Annotated in this window: 18 protein-coding genes; 12 read left to right on the top strand and 6 right to left on the bottom strand. The window is 66.0% G+C overall.

The features are described from left to right. The first annotated feature begins 248 nt into the window (after positions 1-248). Positions 249-1,148: a helix-turn-helix domain-containing protein gene (locus ACYVN4_RS19835; RefSeq protein WP_460723221.1), complete on the top strand. Its 900-nt coding sequence runs from the start codon at positions 249-251 to the stop codon at positions 1,146-1,148. Next, positions 1,138-1,347 (top strand): DUF397 domain-containing protein, encoded by a 210-nt coding sequence (locus ACYVN4_RS19830; protein WP_460723219.1) that lies wholly within the window; start codon positions 1,138-1,140, stop codon positions 1,345-1,347. The genes ACYVN4_RS19835 and ACYVN4_RS19830 overlap by 11 nt, the downstream gene beginning before the upstream one ends. A gap of 74 nt (positions 1,348-1,421) precedes the next feature. Here the strand turns inward: ACYVN4_RS19830 and ACYVN4_RS19825 are convergent, their stop codons facing one another. Continuing rightward, entirely contained in the window at positions 1,422-2,261 is an 840-nt protein-coding gene (locus ACYVN4_RS19825; RefSeq protein WP_460723217.1) for a hypothetical protein, read from the bottom strand. 608 nt (positions 2,262-2,869) lie between these two features. Between ACYVN4_RS19825 and ACYVN4_RS19820 the strand changes: the two genes are divergently transcribed. Then, positions 2,870-3,448, top strand: a complete 579-nt coding sequence (locus tag ACYVN4_RS19820) for a TetR/AcrR family transcriptional regulator (protein WP_460723215.1) — start codon at positions 2,870-2,872, stop codon at positions 3,446-3,448. 23 nt (positions 3,449-3,471) lie between these two features. Beyond that, positions 3,472-4,002, top strand: a complete 531-nt coding sequence (locus ACYVN4_RS19815; RefSeq protein ID WP_460723213.1) for a dihydrofolate reductase family protein — start codon at positions 3,472-3,474, stop codon at positions 4,000-4,002. Between the two features lie 182 nt (positions 4,003-4,184). Here ACYVN4_RS19815 and ACYVN4_RS19810 read toward each other — a convergent pair whose 3' ends face one another. Next, complete coding sequence (locus ACYVN4_RS19810; protein WP_460723211.1) at positions 4,185-4,571, bottom strand: hypothetical protein; 387 nt, start codon at positions 4,569-4,571, stop codon at positions 4,185-4,187. 373 nt (positions 4,572-4,944) lie between these two features. Here ACYVN4_RS19810 and ACYVN4_RS19805 point away from each other — a divergent pair, with 373 nt between their 5' ends. After that, complete coding sequence (locus tag ACYVN4_RS19805) at positions 4,945-5,067, top strand: hypothetical protein (RefSeq protein WP_460723209.1); 123 nt, start codon at positions 4,945-4,947, stop codon at positions 5,065-5,067. Positions 5,068-5,310: 243 nt separating this feature from the next. After that, a complete protein-coding gene (locus tag ACYVN4_RS19800) occupies positions 5,311-5,742 on the top strand; it encodes an actin-binding ADF family protein (RefSeq protein ID WP_460723207.1) in 432 nt (143 codons plus the stop codon). Between the two features lie 490 nt (positions 5,743-6,232). Here the strand turns inward: ACYVN4_RS19800 and ACYVN4_RS19795 are convergent, their stop codons facing one another. From ACYVN4_RS19795 to ACYVN4_RS19780, 4 genes are all read right to left on the bottom strand, one after another. Then, complete coding sequence (locus tag ACYVN4_RS19795; protein ID WP_460723205.1) at positions 6,233-6,967, bottom strand: dienelactone hydrolase family protein; 735 nt, start codon at positions 6,965-6,967, stop codon at positions 6,233-6,235. Between the two features lie 373 nt (positions 6,968-7,340). Beyond that, positions 7,341-8,186 carry an SDR family NAD(P)-dependent oxidoreductase gene (locus ACYVN4_RS19790; RefSeq protein ID WP_460723203.1) on the bottom strand — a complete coding sequence of 282 codons (846 nt, stop codon included), beginning with the start codon at positions 8,184-8,186 and terminating at the stop codon, positions 7,341-7,343. 17 nt (positions 8,187-8,203) lie between these two features. After that, positions 8,204-8,464, bottom strand: coding sequence for a hypothetical protein (locus ACYVN4_RS19785; protein WP_460723201.1), 261 nt, complete (start codon positions 8,462-8,464; stop codon positions 8,204-8,206). After that, positions 8,461-8,994, bottom strand: a complete 534-nt coding sequence (locus ACYVN4_RS19780; protein WP_460723199.1) for a YbhB/YbcL family Raf kinase inhibitor-like protein — start codon at positions 8,992-8,994, stop codon at positions 8,461-8,463. The genes ACYVN4_RS19785 and ACYVN4_RS19780 overlap by 4 nt, the downstream gene beginning before the upstream one ends. 89 nt (positions 8,995-9,083) lie before the next feature. Here ACYVN4_RS19780 and ACYVN4_RS19775 point away from each other — a divergent pair, with 89 nt between their 5' ends. The 6 genes from ACYVN4_RS19775 to ACYVN4_RS19750 all read left to right on the top strand — a co-directional run bounded on the left by ACYVN4_RS19775 (position 9,084) and on the right by ACYVN4_RS19750 (position 17,339). Further along, positions 9,084-9,767 (top strand): GntR family transcriptional regulator, encoded by a 684-nt coding sequence (locus ACYVN4_RS19775; RefSeq protein WP_460723197.1) that lies wholly within the window; start codon positions 9,084-9,086, stop codon positions 9,765-9,767. A gap of 219 nt (positions 9,768-9,986) precedes the next feature. Further along, positions 9,987-10,541 (top strand): DUF6461 domain-containing protein, encoded by a 555-nt coding sequence (locus tag ACYVN4_RS19770; RefSeq protein ID WP_460723195.1) that lies wholly within the window; start codon positions 9,987-9,989, stop codon positions 10,539-10,541. A 63-nt stretch (positions 10,542-10,604) separates the two neighbouring features. Beyond that, positions 10,605-11,075, top strand: coding sequence for an effector-associated constant component EACC1 (locus ACYVN4_RS19765; RefSeq protein WP_460723193.1), 471 nt, complete (start codon positions 10,605-10,607; stop codon positions 11,073-11,075). After that, a complete protein-coding gene (locus ACYVN4_RS19760; RefSeq protein ID WP_460723191.1) occupies positions 11,062-15,390 on the top strand; it encodes a caspase, EACC1-associated type in 4,329 nt (1,442 codons plus the stop codon). Before ACYVN4_RS19765 ends, ACYVN4_RS19760 begins: the two co-directional genes overlap by 14 nt. 19 nt (positions 15,391-15,409) lie before the next feature. Continuing rightward, the gene (locus tag ACYVN4_RS19755; protein WP_460723189.1) at positions 15,410-15,799 is read left to right on the top strand and encodes a hypothetical protein; all 390 of its coding nucleotides are present in this window, start codon (positions 15,410-15,412) and stop codon (positions 15,797-15,799) included. Positions 15,800-16,112: 313 nt separating this feature from the next. Continuing rightward, positions 16,113-17,339: a cytochrome P450 gene (locus ACYVN4_RS19750; protein ID WP_460723187.1), complete on the top strand. Its 1,227-nt coding sequence runs from the start codon at positions 16,113-16,115 to the stop codon at positions 17,337-17,339. Positions 17,340-17,356 lie beyond the last annotated feature (17 nt).

The following is a 17,356-nucleotide window of genomic DNA, read 5'->3' as shown; positions in this document are numbered from 1 at the left end:
CCCAACCTGCGTCTTCTCCCGTTCGACCCGGTCGATGATCGCCTGCACCGACCACTGGTTGCTGCTGGACATCGTTCACCTCCGTGAAATCGCTGTCGCCCCAGCACATCACCGACTCGATTTGTGAATAGCAGCAATCTGAATATTCAGATCAGCTAGTCTGAAAGCCCACGGTGAGACTCAAATCCGCCGTGACACAACATTCAGATTCTGTTCTCGAGTGGATTCACTTTCAGGGGAGAGCATCGATGGCAGCGGACGAGTCGCCGACCCTGCTGCGGCGGCAACTGGGAAGGTTCCTGCGCGAACGACGCCAGGCGACCGGCCTGACTCTCGAACAGGCAGCCGTCCAAGTCCAGCTCAGCTTCAACGCATTACAGCGGCTCGAGGCCGGACGAACCGTCAAGCCGCGACGGCAGGACGTCCGGGAGTTGTGCATGCTCTACGAGGTCGCCACTGACGACACCGAGAAGGCGGTCGGCCTGGCCTACCGCGCTGCGACCGCCAAGGACGAGGATGGGATCTTCTCCCTCGGAGGGCTTTTCAGCGACGCGTTCAACATGTACGTCGGCATGGAACGCTCCGCCCGCCGCCTGACCACCTACCAAGAGCAGATACCCGGGCTCCTGCAGACCGCGGACTACGCCCGTGCCGTGTACCGCTGCTTCCCGGGCTTCGAGAACGACGAGGACATCCAACGGCGCGTTGACATCCGGCTCAAGCGTCAAGCGATCGTGACCCGTAAAGCCAACCCACTGATGATCGACGTGCTCCTGCACGAGGCGGCACTGCATCGGGTCGTCGGCAGCAGGCGCGTGATGTCCGCACAACTCAAACGGCTCGCCGATCTGAGCACCACCCCCAACGTGACCGTGCGAGTTCAGCCCTTCGCGGCCGGCTACACATGGGGCTTCCAGCACGGCCCGTTCGTACTGCTCGATTTCGGCACCGACCCGCGAAACCACGCGATCGAGCCACCGGTCGTCTACGTAGAAGGCCGACTGACCAGTGACCTGTACGTAGAGAGACATGAAGACGTGCAGCGTTACAGTGAACTGGCCGAGGCCATTCGAGCCGAAACCCTCGACGAAGTACGAACGCGAGACCTGATCCGCCAGGCAGCAAGGGAGTTCGACCGTGACCGTTGACCTGACCGGAGCAGAGTGGTTCAAGAGCAGCTACAGCGAAACCGGTTCCCAATGCGTCGAGGTGGCCTTCCTCGCCACAGGCAACGTGGGCGTCCGCGACTCGAAGAACCCGACCGGCCCCGCGCTCGTCTTCACGGCGGGGGAGTGGGATGCGTTCACTGCAGGCGTGGCGGGCGGAATGCTCGAGAGGTCAGCCTGATTCCCGAGGTTTAGCGCCAGGTATGGCCAGGTTCTCCAGAGCTTGGAGTGAGTGAGCGCCCCCGGCGGCCTCGGCTAGTCCCGGCGTTGCGCCGCGTAATCCGGAAAGCGTTCGCGCAGTGCTGCGTCGAATGCCGTGACGCGCTCGATCGAATCAGAGTTGTACTCGCCGAGCCTCCGGTACCACGCGACGAGTTCCGCGGCGTGCTCGAAGTGACCGTGCGTCGCGAGGTATGCGACGGTGGCGCGGAATTTGACCGGATGGAACCGCTTGCTGATCCAATGCGGTTGCCTCGCTTGGACGGCGAGCTTGCCGACGCTGTCGTGCTCGGCGAACCATTTCGCCATCGGCCCGTCGAGATACTTCACAACCCACTGCACCCCATGGTCGATGTCTTCGGCCCCTCGCATGCAGTAGGTATCCCAATAGGCCGGATGCGGAGACCGATCGAAGGGCGACGTCTCGATCTCCCCACGGTCGGCGTCCTCCCACCCCTCGGCCAACGCCTCCTCGGGCAGTCCCGCGTTGAACTCGGCCGCCGCTGCCGACCGGATCGACACCCCACCGCCGACCACGATGCCTCCGTATCGCCCGCGCTCCACGGTTATCCTCACGGCGTTCGTCAGCCCCGCAAGCATGCCTTCCGTGGTGTAGACATCGACGACGTAGCCCGTCTTGCGATCCTCGGCCGGGTACTCCAGCCGAAAACCCTTGGCAGCCAACGCTGCCGTCAATGCGCCCGGAAACATCGCCGCGATGTATGCCTCACCCGTCGATTCGAGAACCTCGAAGTGCTCCAATCCCGCACTCCGCGCCCCGTTCCCGCAGACGTACCCCGTCAGATGCTCGGCCAGATTCAAGATCGCGTTGAAGTAGTCGACGCCGTCGTCCGGATCCCAGTCCTCATCGGCCATGGTCTCCGTCAGTACGTAGTGCAACCCCGCAACGACATCGGCAGGCACATCACCGACCAGCGTGGGCGCGTCCTCATCACACGGTGAAGTGACACTCCAAACCTTCCGCCCGTCCCGCCACACCCCCACCTCACTGTGCCCCGCCCCATCGATCTCCCCAGCGGCAATAACCTCACAGCCCCGCGACAACACCGCCAAATCCCAAGTCCCCTCCGGACTTTCCTCGGCCGAGCTCTCCACTACCAGAACCGAACCATCCGCAAACCTGGCCCCCGCCAACGGCTCCTGCGGCCAATCCGTCCGAATCCCACTCGGCTGCACGTTCAACCCCCGATACACCGCCTCCGGCGTAACCCCTCGGAACAACAGCCAATTCGACGTAAACCCCATCACGACCTCCCCGCAGTCTTCATCCAACGAAGTGCACGCTATCGCGCCGCACCGACACCTCCCGCCGAGCGCCGTGGCGTACGTTCGGCGAACGTGCCCCTCGCTGAGTGCTCCCTGACTTTGTCACTGACGCCCCACCCGACGGTTGACTTTGGACACCCTCCCGTTTATAAATGAACAGTCATTTATAAACGTGCCGATCAAGAGAGGAGGACCTCATGCCCCGACCACGCACCACCAGCGACACCGACATCCTCGCCGCGACCGGACGCGCCATCGGCGCTCACGGTCCCGGAAAGCTCACCCTCGCTCACGTCGGCGCCGAAGCGGGAGTTTCTCCGGCCACGCTGTCGCAGCGTTTCGGCTCCAAGCGCGGGCTACTGCTGGCCTTCGCCGCGGACGCTGCCGAAACCGCTGCGGACCCCTATCGACGAGCGCGCGAAACGAGTGACTCACCGCTGGCGGCGCTGTACATCGTCGCCGACGAGTTCGCCCGTCTCATACCCACTCCCGAGGTGATGGCCAATCAGCTGGGCATGCTCCAGCTCGACCTGTCCGATCCCGACTTCCGCGCGCACGCCGCCACCCACACCCGGGCGATCGACGTCGCATTGCAGGAGTTGATCACCGAAGCCGTTGCGCGAGGCGAACTTCCATCCGATACCGACGTCCCGCGGCTCGCGCGCGCCGTCAAGATCACCATGGACGGTTCGCTGTTGCGGTGGGCCCTCACCGGAGACGGCGATCCCGCCGTGCTGCTACGCGACGACCTCGACCACCTGCTCACCCGACCGTGACCCGCCGTACCCAGGAGAACCGAATGACCTTCTCGGCCACCGTATTCATCGGCACCAGCCTCGACGGCTACATCGCCCGACCGGACAACGACATCGAATGGCTGACCTCACGCGGCGAGAACGCCGGGGATCTCGGCTTCTTCGAGTTCCTCGACTCGGTCGATGCCGTGATCATGGGCCGCAGCACCTACGACAAGGTCATCGGCTTCGGCGAGGAGAACTGGCACTACGGCAACCGCCACGTCGGCGTGCTCAGCACCACCCTGCCCGCGGACGCCGACCCTCGCATCACCGTCTACCGCGACATCGACAGCGTCATCACCGATCTCGAGGCACGCGGAATCACCCACGTCTACCCCGACGGCGGCCGCCTCATCCAAACCTTCCTCCGCGCCGGCCGCGTCGACCGGTTCATCATCAGCGTCGCTCCGGTCCTGATCGGAACCGGCTTCCGCCTCTTCGGTGAACTACCCGAAGACGTTTCGCTACACCTGGACTCCGCCGCCGACCTCGGCGGCGGCTTCGCACAACTGCGCTACACAGTGAAGAACTAGACGCACCCAACACGCCGCATCGGCCGACACCGGAAACGGGCGGCCGATCAGCGAGCTCACACCATCGGTACAGATCCAAATCGGCAGCAGCGGATGCTCCGCAGGCCCCGGACAACCACGGCCGGTTGATCTTCCGCCGATCTCATGAGGTTGATGCCGTGGTGGTGATCTCGACGGCGAGGTCAGAATCCGCAGGAGTCGCCGACCGCGTGTATGGCCGCGGTGAAGACGGTGTCCCGCGTCACCTTGTCGAAATCGTCGAGGTCCTCCGTCGTTGCGAGTCGATTCAGCTGTACCGCAGCGATATCGAGTGCGTCCTTCAGCGCGCCCCGGTCCGCGACGGCCGCGGCTGCGTCGAATCCCGCTGCGGCGTCGGTATATATCGGCCGCAGGTCCGCTATCGATCCCCTGCCGCCGAGTGCTCCGATGCGCGTAACCAAATCGGTCCACGCCGAGTCGACGGCGGCGCAGGTCGCCTTATCCTCGACCGCGCCCGCCGTACCGGCAACCGCGGTGAGCCCGCCGGTGGCAGCCACCAGCGCCATCGCGACGAGAAGTGTTCTCCGCATCGGCATCTCCCTCCTTTGCTTCGAACCTACAGCCACGGAACCAACCTCATGAGACACCACAGCCAGATCGCCCTGGCCGTCACCGACCGCGCGGGATGCGGCAGTTCCGGATGCTCGAGCATTGGCCCCCCGCCCCCACCCCGCCCCCACCAATACCAACGTCGTAATCACGAGCACCAGAACACATCTCGCCGCCGAGTGGCACATTCTGGAGGTGAATTCCTGATCTGTCCTCCAGGATGTGCCACTCGGCACTCGGCATGACAGGGCGTAACCGTGCGCCAGGTGAACAGGCGAACTCGACAGCACCACAATAATATTCGATCAGTGCTGCGGGCAGAATCGCCCGGCCTGCAAACCCTGAGGTGCGGGCATGGCTCGAGCCATCGGACATCGCCCTGGCGAACCCGACCAGCGCACCGGTGACACCATCGTGCGCGGTGACCACGCGCCAAGCCGCAGCGAATTCGTCTTCGACCTCATCGCGGGTCCGTGACCCGCCCCAATAGGTACCGGTCGACAGGTGCGCCCACACAGTCTCGATATCGAGCAGAGTGCGGTCGGTACCGAGCCGGTAAGGCATACCGCGGATGCTATCGGGGACTCGTGAGAGTTGGCTCTTTTCCGGCCACAGCGGACAGCGGGGCGTGAAATGATTTCTACGACAATGTATCCCGGTAGCCGCGTCGATCCGTCCGACGGTCGGGTTGGTGCGATGCCGCCTCGAAAGGATGGCCTCGTGGCATCAGGTGTCGCAGTGCACGATGACGTCGTCACCCAGTTCAACGACTTCAAGCTAAAGCGGCCCCCGCGCAACTACCGCTACTTCATCTACAAGATCGAGAACGACTCGCAGATCGTGATCGAGTCCACCGCACCGCTCGAGGCGAACTACGAAAAGTTCTACGAGACCCTCGCGGCGATCAAGCACGAATGCCGATACGCGTTGATCGACCTGGAAGTCCCCACGAGCGACGGCCGTCCGAGCTCGAAGATTGTGTTCATCAGCTGGTCTCCGGACACGGCCAAGATCAAAAGCAAGATGCTGTACGCCTCCAGCAAGGAGGCGATCAAACGAGTCCTCGTCGGTGTGGGTATCCATCTCAACGCCACGGACCCGAGCGAACTGGAGAAGAACTACGTCATGGACAGCATCAAGAAATACCTCTGACGAGGACAGTCCCGGCACGTTCGAAAGCTCCATTCGAGCTACCTATGTGCCGAGCCGTAGCCGGAGACGACCCCGAGCTCGAACGGACTGCTTCGGGTCGGCAAAAGCGTGCGCTTCTCCGCACACGGCCCGTCGGCTTCGATGTCGATGGTGTCGGGTGGTCGATAGGGCCGAGTTCGCTTCTCTCACAGCTATTTCCGCCTGTTCGCCTGGCGGACGGTGGTTATTCGATTGCTGCACTATTCCTCCCGGCTGGCCGGTGAGGCCGGGCCGTGATTGTGCGGAGCTTCCGCATACCCGTCAGACCGGCTGGCATCCGAGATGACCTCAGCCTGTTGATCTTCAACGGCTGGCCGTTTCGAGCCGAGCGATCAGCGGCAGGACAGTGCGTCGGCGGCGACCACCGCTATCGAGGAGGGCCGGAACCTTCCTCGATAGCGGCGCACCGGCCAACGGCTCTATTGTCGGTAACCGGCCCGGCGGTCCGGCCTCACCTCAGGTGCCGGGTGAAGAACCGGTTCGCCTCCTCGCCGGCGTGCTGCGGGACGCCGGTGTGCCCGCCCATATTGGCGTGCAGCGTCTTCTCTTTGGAGCCGAAGGCGTCGAACAGATCCAGGGCCATCTGCCGGTCGTTTCCTTCGTCGTCCCACTGCAACAGAACATGCAGCGGAATGGTGACCTGTCGGGCCTCCTCGATGATGCTGCGGGGAACGAAGCTCCCGGCGAACAGAACGGCGGCCGAGATGCGTGGCTCGACCCTCGCCAGCCGGGTGCCGATCGAGATCACCCCGCCCGAGTAGCCGACCGGGCCGCCGATTTCGGGCAGCGCGAGAAGGGCGTCCAGAGCGGTCTGCCATTCCGGGACCGCCTTGTCGACCAGAGGGAGGACCAGCCGGTCGACGATCTCGTCGTCAACCGGCCCACCCGCCGCCAGCGCCCGATGCAGGTCGGCGACGGCCTGATCGGCAGCGGCCGAACGGGGTCGGTCACCGCTCCACGGGAGCTCGATGGTTGCCACGGCGTAACCCTCTGCTACCGAGTGCCGGGCCCGCGTCAGCAGTCGCGGGTACGCCTTGCGCAGCCCGAAGGGAGGGGGACTGACCAGGATCAGCGGCATCGGTATGGAGGCGGACGCGGGTGTCCACAGGATGCCGGGGATCTCGCCGAGGATGAATTCGCGCTCGAGGATGTCGTTGTCGAGGCGCTGTTCGGTAATGATTTGCACGGTAGTGCCTTTCGGGAGTGCTCAAACGGCGCTCCCGGACGACCCCTATCGCCCGACCGTGACCCCGGAGGGGAGCACCCACGTCGATACTGCGTTCACGGGTACCACCTCCTCGTTCTCCGGCACGGCCACCGGAAAGGTAGCAATGGTCGCAGTCGTCCGCCAACGAATTATTGCGGTGACTCCGCAGCTGGACGCACACAACTCGGCATTTCGGTGCGTTTCGTGGGCCGAGATGACTTGGGCCCGTTGATCTTCCGCTGCGCCAGATCAACGGATTCGCCCCCACGCGGCAGTAGCGGGTGTTCGTGCGTTGCTGATTCTGGTGGTGGGCCGATAGGTCGCGTGGCGCGCACCTACCGACCCACGTGGCCTATCGGCCCACCGTCGAAATTACTGCGGTGTCGCTGATTTCGAGTAGGCGGCGGCGTGCCTTCGGATCGGCGGCTTGTGCGTGCGGATGGCTGTTTCTGGTGCCGTTGAAATACTGGCCTGTTGTCTGTGACAGGCTCGGATCGGAGATCAGTCGGAGGGTTGCGTCGGCGCCTTCGGCGATGGTGCTGATCGGGGTGGCGCCGGATTCGCGCACCATGGTTGTCGCCATGAGGGTGGCCGGGTGTAGGGCGTTCACGGTGACGCCGGTTCCGTCGAGTTCGCGGGCGCACTCGATGGTCGCCATGATCATCGCCAGCTTGGATCGGCAGTAAGCCGTGTACGCGTTGTAGTCGTGCTCGGGGGTTGGATTGTCGAGGTCGATCTCCTGCTGGCCGGCGGAGGCTACGTTCACCACCCGCGCCGGAGCCGAGGCTCGTAGCAGCGGAAGCAGCCGCTGCGTCAGCCGGTACGGGGCCAAATGGTTGACCGCCCACAGTAATTCGTTGCCGTCGGCGCTGAGTCCGCGTTTCCTGTCGGACCGGCCGCCGGTGCCGGCATTGTTTACGAGTACGTCCAATCGCGAAGTGCGGGTGATGATCTCGTCAGCCAACCGGTCCACCTCCGTCAGTCGCGACAGGTCGGCCAGGATGATCAGCGGAGCGTGTCCGCTCGCGGCGGTTACCTCGTCGGCGACCGCTGCGGCCCGATCAGGGTTGCGGCCGTGCAGGATCAGCCGGGCCCCCGCTGCGCCGAGCCGCACCGCGAGTTCGCGGCCGAGTCCGTCCGTCGCACCCGTGATCAACACGGTTCGATCGTCCATACGGTCGATATCGTTGTCGCTCATAGCATTTCCTTGAATTCTCATGTCCCGTCCTCGGTTCGGATTCTGACCGAAGTGGCGGTCAGGTCGAGCGCGACATGCGTACCGAGGGGCGTGTGTACGACCCGTGGCTCGCCGCTGGCCGACATCGGCATGCCGTTCACGATGACCTCGACCCAGCGGGCGATGGAGTCGCCGTCGCGCCGTGCGTGGCGAACGATCTCGACATCGCAGGGGAAAGACTCGGGCATCCACGCCGAGTCGGCGTTCGCGGCGGAACCGGCGATTCGAATCGAATTCACTGCCTTGTCTCCGCCGTGGCGACGAGCGTGGCTCGGCCCAGGATGTGTCCGGCGATCGTGAACCCGAGCAGAGCCGGCGTGGAGTCGGAGGCGATGCCGATGTCATCCACGTCCAGAGCGTGGACGGTGACGAAGTATCGGTGCTCTCCGTGTCCGGCCGGCGGCGCCGCGCCGATGTATCGAGGTAGGCGCGCGTCGTTCGGCAATTGGAAGGAGCCGACCGGCAGGCCGCTGCCCGCGTCGTCTCCGACGCCCTCGGGCAGGGTCATGGTGGTGGCCGGGATATTGGCGACGGCCCAGTGCCAGAACCCGGAGCCGGTGGGGGCATCGGGGTCGTACACGGTCACGGCATAGCTCTTGGTGCCTGCCGGTGCGCCGCTCCAACTCAATTGCGGGGAAACGTCTTTGCCGCCGGGGGCACCGGAGGACCACTGCGCGGGCGGCCAGGCGGCGCCGTCGCTCACGGTGGTGCTGGTCAGTGTGAACGCGGCTGCCTCGGGGAGGCGGGCGAAGGGATCGTTTGCGCTCATCGTGTCGTGCCTTTCGAGTCGTACCGAGCGTGCAGAATCGACGATAGCACTAATAATCGATTATTTGTCGAATCATCTATGATCTGGTGGTGACTCGGACGACCCCCACCCCAGCCCAGCCCGCGAAACAGATGCTTTCCGAGCAGGTCTACGCGCTGTTGCGGAACGCGATCATGCGCGGCGAGTACGCGCCCAGCGACGCGCTCAAGCCGCAGGATCTAGCCAGGCAACACGGTGTCAGCCTGGCCGTGGTGCGCGAGGCACTCGTGCGGCTGGTCGGCGAGGGCCTGGCCGAACGCCTCACCAATCGCGGCTTCGCCGTCCCGGCCGTGTCCGCTCAGCGCTGGCAACAGGTCGGGGAGGCCCGCCGGACCCTCGAACCGGTCCTGCTGCGCATGTCGATCGAACGTGGTGACGTCCACTGGGAAGGCGACGTGCGAGCTGCCCACCACCGCTTGGCGCGCACACCGGCATTCACCCAGCAGGACGGCGAGTACTACAGCGAAGAATGGGCCGAGGCCCACCGGGTCTTCCATCGCACCCTCCTGGAAGGCTGCGGCAACCCGGTATTACTGGAAGCCTTCGACCGACTGTGGGTCGCGAGCGAGCTGGCCCGCCGCTGGTCGACACAGCGCAACCCGGAACGCGACGGCATTGACGAGCACCGCCGATTGGAGGAGGCGACACTGGCCCGCGACCCGGACACCGCCGCCGACATCCTGATTCGACACCTCACCCTGACGACCGCGGTACTGGCAGCGCAAGAAGGCTGAAACATCCGCTGAACACACTCAATTCGACAGTTCAGTGCATTCGGCGGGCGCCCCCAGGTTCCAGGCAAATGGCCGCACCGCTGCGAATATCATGCCTGGAGCTGGGCTCGACGATGGATGTCGGTGACACGTGGCAGTGTCGGCGCTGTGACTGGTTCAGCTGATGACGGGAACACCGTGAATGGTGGCCTGGGGTGGATGTATGGCAGGGATCTGCCGTTGGTCAATATCACCTTCGCGCGGCAGATCAACGCTCGGGAGTTGTTGGAGCGGATGGGTGTCGACCGAAATACCGTGGCCGTGCGCGGGCCGGATGAATTCCGGGATGAGCTGGGTGGTCTCCTCTACGCAGCCGATGGATATGTGGTCAGTGCCGGTCATTACCGGAGCTGGGCTTGGGCGTGGGAGCACGGTAGTTGGAAAGGCTTGGAGGACCGGAGGCTGGTGTTGCGTGCTTCGATCGGCACCGCGGCATTGGCGTTGCATTCCAACGAGAAGCCGGGGGCGGTGTTCCGGTATGCCGAGAACGGTCGCCTCGTCACGGAACTCAGCACCACGGACGGCTTCGCGCGGACGGGCATCGAGCCGCATCGCTTCGACACCGAGATGCAGGCCTTCGGCGCTCGACCCGAAGAATGTGAATACGGCCCGTCGAGGTCGTCCCTCGGAATGTTCTACAGGCTCGCGGAGAATCTCGGCGCCGGGTTGCCTGTGGCGGACCTCAACGATCGTCCCGTTCTCAGCGGCCGACTCCTGCCCCCGGCCTCGCAATAGGCAAAAGGGAGATGCGTGGCCCGCGACGAGTATCGGAAAGCTGAAGGCTGACATGATCGTTCGGTGCTGACCGCCCTGCAGTCGAGGGCAGCGGTTGGTGTGTCACGGGTTCTGGTTGCGTGGCAGACTGCTCCGAATACGCCGTACGGGGGAAGGACGACTGTGGAACTGGTGCTCGCCGTCGAGGCATCCGAGGATGATGTCGAGGAACTGCATTCGCTGTTCGAGGCGTTGGTCGAGGACGACGAGCTCAGGGTCGCCCGGAAATCACTTGCCGCCGGGGGCGAGCGAGGCGGGACGCTCGGTGCGGAGGAAGTCATCCGCATAGTCGTGGATTCCGCGGCGCTCTGCACCGCGCTGTCGACCTGTGTGGTCGCCTGGCTGCGCATGCGACGGCCCAAACTCCGCATGACCTTCACCGGCCCCGACGGTGCCACCGCCGAAATCGACGCCACGGGAACGCAAGCCGTCGAGCAGGTGCAAATTCTCGACATTATCGATCGGGTACGTGGGACCCGGGATGACGCTTCCTGATCCGGAAGCCACCCGCGCCGTCCTCATCGGCACCGCCCATTACGCCGAGGATTCGGGTTTCGACTCGTTCCCGGAAGTCGAGCGCAGCCTGCGAGATTTCGCCGAATTCCTGCGGACCACGACCGGCATCCCGGATCGGCACATCGACGTGGTGCTCGATCCCTCGGACGGCACCAGGGTGGCGGCCACCATCACCGCGGCCGCGCGGGCGGCACGCGGGCTGCTGCTGGTCTACTACGTCGGGCACGGGACCGTCGTCGACAACCAACTGCACCTGACGCACAGCGGATCTCGGGCCGACGACGCGGATGTGACGGCGCTGCCCTACTCGGTCCTCCGCTCGCGGATCAAGCGGGATGCGCGCGGTGCGGTCGTGATGATTCTGGACTGCTGCCACAGCGGTAAAGCCTTCGGCGGCGGCGTGCTGGCACCGGACGGTGAGGTGCTGAGGGAAGCCACCGACATCGACGGCGCCTTCGTGCTGACGGCCACCGACGAGAAGTCGAAATTCGCTGTTGCCCAGGGCAATGGCGGCCGCACCGCGTTCACGGGGATGATGCTCGACGTCCTGGGGACCGGGGTCGCGACCGAGGATCGATACCTGACCATGTCGATGCTCTACCGCGAACTGCGGGACCGCCTGCCCGCCGCCGCACTACCCAAACCCAAAGCGCTGGAACGTGGTACGGCGGGCCGGGTGGCGCTGGCGGAGAATGCCGGACGCTCCGGCCGCACTCCGTCCGCGGTACTGCCGACCGCCGTCGACACCGCCTACACGACGCAGATCCGCGACCTGGCACCGGAACACGGGCTCATCGACCGTGCCGCCGAACTGGTCGAACTCGCCGAATTCTGCGTCGGCGACGAGCCGTACGTCTGGTGGCAGGCCGGACCCTGGGCGGGCAAGACCGCGCTGATGTCCTGGTTCGCCCTGCACCCACCGCCGGGCGTGCGACTGGTGTCGTTCTTCATCACCTCGCGGCTGGCCGCCCAGGACGACCACCACGCCTTCACCGACGCTGTGCTGGAACAACTCTCGGCCCTGCTGCCCGATCAGGCCGCCGCGGCAGCGCATGCCACGGGCAACCGCGACTCGGTCCGGATGCACCTGCTCGAACTCGCCGCGCAGCGGGCCGCCGAGAGCGGTGGACGGATCGTGCTGCTGGTGGACGGGCTCGACGAGGATCGGGGCAGACCCAGCATCGCCTCGCTGCTGCCGAAGCGGCCCGGGCCGGGGCTGCGCGTCATCGTCGCCGGGCGCGGAACCCCCGGGCTGCCATTGGATGTCGTCCCGGTACATCCGCTCCACGACTGCCGACGGCGGGAACTGACCCCCGCCGCAACGGCCTTCGACATCCGCCGGGCGGCGCGGCTGGAGCTGCGGGGACTGCTCGACCGCTCCGTCGTCGATCAAGAAGTGCTCGGACTGGTCACGGCCGCACACGGTCTCACCGGCAGCGAGCTCGAGGATCTCACCGGTCAGCCGCCCTTCCGGATCGACACCATCCTGTCGGGCGTCACCGGGCGTACCTTCCGGACCTACTCCAGCCGGTATGCCGCCGATCAGATCAACCTGCTCGCCCACGAAACGCTGCAACAGGAGGCAGAGGCCGCCCTGGGGCGAATCCTGCTGGGCGAGTACCGCCATCGCATCCATATCTGGGCTCTGCACTATCGCGAGCAAGGCTGGCCGACCTGGACCCCGACCTACCTGCTCACCCGATACTTCTCGATGCTGCGCCGCCTCGACGACGTCGCACGCATGACCGACCTGGCGCTCGACACCGCGCGGCACGATCGACTGCTGGATCTGACCGGCGGCGACGGGATAGCGCGGACCGAGATCGCCACGGTCACCGAACTCTGGCGGGGGCGGTCGGATCCGAATCTGCTTGCCGTGTGCAAGCTCGCCATGCGGCGTCGGCGGCTGACCCAGCGCGGCACCAACATTCCGGTGCGATTGCCCGCCGCGATGGCGCTGCTGGGCGATCTGTCGCGAGCGCGCAGTCTGGCCGACGGCATCCTGCGGTCGGGCCGCCGGTTGCGCGCTCAGATCGCCCTGGTCTCGGTGCAATTCGCGGCGGGCGATCCGCAGCACAATCGCTCGCTCATCGACGGGCTGCGCGAATCGACACCACGCACCCTGACCGATGACGACCGCCGCCGACTGGTCGTCGCCCTCATCGGGGCCGGGGACAGCGAGAGCGCGGCGGAACTCGCGAAGGAAATCACCATGCCCCGCGAACGGGTCCACGTGCTCGCGCGCCTGGTTTCGGCGTGGTGCGAATCAGGGCCGCGCACGGCGGTCGACGACGCGCTCACCGAGATCAACCGGCACGCGCTGCTGGTCAAAGGGTCTCCGCACCGCGACGAGATGGTGTGTTGCGCCATCGGCGCTTTCGCGGACGTCGGCGACTTCGAGGAGGCGTTCGCGCGGGGCCGCATGCTCGAAGGTCATGATTTCCAGGCCGTGGCGCTGGCCCGTATCGCCCGGGCCATGGCGCTGCAGGGAGAGCCCGAGCCCGCCGCCATGTGCGTGGGGTCGGCGCTGGCGATCGCCCAGGGGCACGCCGACTTGGCCGACTGGTCCGGGCTGCTGGCACGGATCGCCCCGGACCTGGTGGCCGGTGGATTCCGCGCCGAACTTCGCGAAGCGGTCGACACGGTCGAGGCGCGTCTCGCCGGATATCCGCGGCTCGCCCGAGTGCCGGTCGTCGAGCGGCTGGTCGAATGCCTGGTCGAACTCGGGGACGCCGATCGCGCGCTCGCTCTCGGACGGCGATTCGCCACGGGGACAGCGGGACTCGACATCCTGACCAGCGTGCTGCCGGTCTTGATCCGGGCGGATCGGATCGCCACCGCCCGACGGCTCGCGGGCGAGATCGAGCGGACCTCCTATCAGACGACCGATCCGTACGAGCGCGGCTTCGCGCTGTACTCGGTGCTGCGCGCACTCGTCATCGCCGCGGACCTGCCGAAGGCGCGCGCACTGGCCGAACGCATCGAGGACACCGGCTGCCGGTTCCTCGCCTACACCCACCTCGGCACCCGGGACGTCGAAACAGCCGAGCATGCCTCGGCTTTCCTCGCCCGCGCCGTGAGCACGCTCGGCGCGCTGCTCGACCGGGTGCGCAGCGGTGACGACAAGGCGTCCTGGGAATTCACCCGGGCACTGTTCCCCGCGGCCCGCCCGGAATACGACGGCGCGGCACCGGCTCCACTGGCGAAGCTGGCCCGCGGCCTGGTCTCGACGGGCGCGATCGACAGCGCGGCCGGGCTGGCCGGGCGGTTCACCTTCCTGTATTCGAGTTGGTCGCAGCCCCTCGAACTGCTCGATCACGAATTGGGCCGGCTGGCAGCCGCATTCGCGCTTCTGGGCCAGACCGACTGCGTGCTCGGCGTTTTCGAGGCGGTCGCCGGGCGCGGGCACCGCCTGACGGTCATGCGGTGCACGGTCGAGGAGGCGGGCATCGCGCTCGCCGCGCCGATCGTGCAACCGCTGCTCGACGACATCGAGAAGGCCGTCGTCGCCGCCAATTACCGTGACACGCTGCAGGATCGGGTGGATCTGGTGCTGCTGGCAGCGGCACTCGGCGATGCCGACCGAATCGGCAGGCTGGTCGACGGGCTCTCACCGCTCGAACTCGACCCGCAACACGTGTATTCGGTGCTCGCCACCGCACGCGCCCGGACCGGACCGCTCGGTGAGGCGGCCATGATCGCCGGGGCCGTCTCGGACGAGTACGAACGATCCGTCGCCTACCGGGAGGTGGTCGCCGCGCTCGTGCGCGCGGGGCAGGAGTCGCGTGCGGTGGCCTTCGCCGATCGAATTCCCCTGGCCGACGAGCGAATTCGCGCGCTGGCCACGGCCGTTCCCGCCGTGGCGGACAACGCCGGCGTGGCGGCTGCCCGCACGACACTGCATGCGGCGGTCGCGGTGCTGGAGGCGATCCCACACGTCGATGCCCGCGACCGTGCCACCGCCGAGCTGGTCGAGGTGGCACTCACCATCGGCGAGATCGAATACGCGCTCGACCTGGCCCACGGCATCGAGGGGGAGCGGCGTGCGAGGGCACTGGCCCGAATCGCGGATACCCACGTGCGGGCCGCGGTCGACCTCCCGCCCGCGAGCCAGGATGCCGCTCGCAGCGAAATACGCCGACTGCTCGCCGAGATGTGGAGCATCGGGCCGTGGTACTCAGGCCTCGATGTCGTCGCCCGCTTCGACCCGCAACTGCTGTCCGACATCGCAGACGAGGCGCTACGCGCGGAGTTGGCCGCGGACCGGCGTGGCGACGCGACTCCGCCGCGTTAAGCGCCTACGTTTCAGATTCATGCAGGAGAACTCCTCGCGTACCCCGATCCACGATCAGCTCACCCGATACCTACTCGATGACCGCATCGAGAGCGATTGGGACCATATCGCCGCCGTAGCCGCGGCCGTCGAGACGAATTCCTCCGACTCCTGGCTGCGAGATGGAATGCCCACCGGCGGCGACGTCCCCCGCCTGGACGTGGCCGCCGCACTCCAACTACTACACGAACACCGAATGGCAGTAGACCTCGTCGAATTGACACTGGTCGACGCCCTCGGCACCACCGGCTGGGGCTGGGAACAAATCGCCGCCCTCCACGGCAGCGACTCCCGAAAAATCATGCGCCAACACCGCCGCCGCTACCTCCGCTACCTCCTCCGCGCACCTTCCCTGCGCCTCTGGCTGTAGGCGAGCTTCGGTCGCGAAGTCCTCCCTCTTCTTCGCGTCCGCGAGCCGCCGGAGCGCCTTTGCCGACCTACTTCGCCGACCCGGCGCTGAACAGTGTCGTGGAGGGATCGGGCCAGTCCGAGTCCAGCAGCGACTTCGCATCGGTACCCACCGACTCCGGCCCCGGCCTGCGGGTTTTCCGCCTCGACCCCCATGGGGCAGAAGCTATCCCGCGTGCTGGCACCCATCAAATGAACGCTATTTAGTAATAGGTGTTCACAAACCGGGGTGTGGCGTGGCACACTCGAGCGGAACGTGTTCCAAAGGAGGTTCCGTGTCCGCGCCGTCCATCCCCACCGGTTTCGACTTCACCGATCCCGACCTGCTGGCCCAGCGTCTGCCCGTCGAGGAATTCGCAGCTCTCCGCACGCAGGCCAAGCCCTTCTGGGTGCCGCAGGCCAACGGCCTCACCGGCTTCGACGATGGCGGCTACTGGGCCGTCTCCAAGATGGATGACATCAAGGAGATCTCGAAGAGCCCGGAGCAGTACTCCGCCGAGGAGAACACCGCCGTCATCCGCTTCTACGGCGACATCGCCCGCGAAGAGATCGAGGTACAGCGGTACCTGCTGCTCAACATGGACCCGCCGCGGCACACCAAGCTGCGCCGGATCATCTCCAAGGGCTTCACGCCGCGCGCGATCGAGTCGCTGCGCAACGCCCTGCGTGACCGTGCCGAGCGAATCGTGCACGAGGCCAAGAAGAACGGCGGAGGCAACTTCGTCGAGCAGGTCGCGGCCGAGCTGCCGCTGCAGGCCATCGCCGAGCTGATCGGTATCCCGCAGGAAGACCGCGGCAAGATCTTCGACTGGTCCAACCAGATGATCGGCTACGACGACCCGGAGTTCAACGGTGACCACAAGGTCGCCACCGCCGAGGTCATGGGCTACTCCTGGAACCTCGCCGAACAGCGTCGCGCCTGCCCGATGGACGACATCGCCTCCACCCTGCTGCACGCCGACATCGACGGCGACGCACTGGCTTCCGACGAATTCGCCTGGTTCGTGATCCTGCTGTCGGTCGCCGGCAACGAGACCACCCGCAACGCCACCACGCACGGCATGAAGGCGTTCGTCGACAACCCGGACCAGTGGGAACTGTTCAAGGAGCAGCGTCCGCGCACCGCGCCCGACGAGATCGTCCGCTGGGCCACCCCGGTCATCGCCTTCCAGCGCACCGCGGTCGAGGACGTCGAGCTGTCGGGCCAGCTGATCCAGAAGGGCCAGCGTGTCGGCATGTTCTACAGTGCCGCCAACTTCGACGAGAACTACTTCGAAGACCCGTACAAGTTCAACGTGCTGCGCAACCCCAACCCGCACGTCGGCTTCGGCGGCACCGGCACCCACTACTGCGTGGGCGCGAATCTGGCTCGCCTGCAGCTGGATCTGATCTTCAACGCCATCGCCGACGTGATGCCGAACCTGCACCAGGTTTCCGAGCCGGTGCGCCTGCGTTCCGGCTGGCTCAACGGCATCAAGAGCTGGCAGGTCGCGTACGAGTGAGCGATTCGGGCCCGAAG

The sequence above is a fragment of the Nocardia heshunensis genome (genome assembly GCF_054782115.1).
The sequence above is the reverse complement of the archived record's forward strand: the minus strand, read 5'-3'. Positions and strand labels throughout refer to the sequence as shown.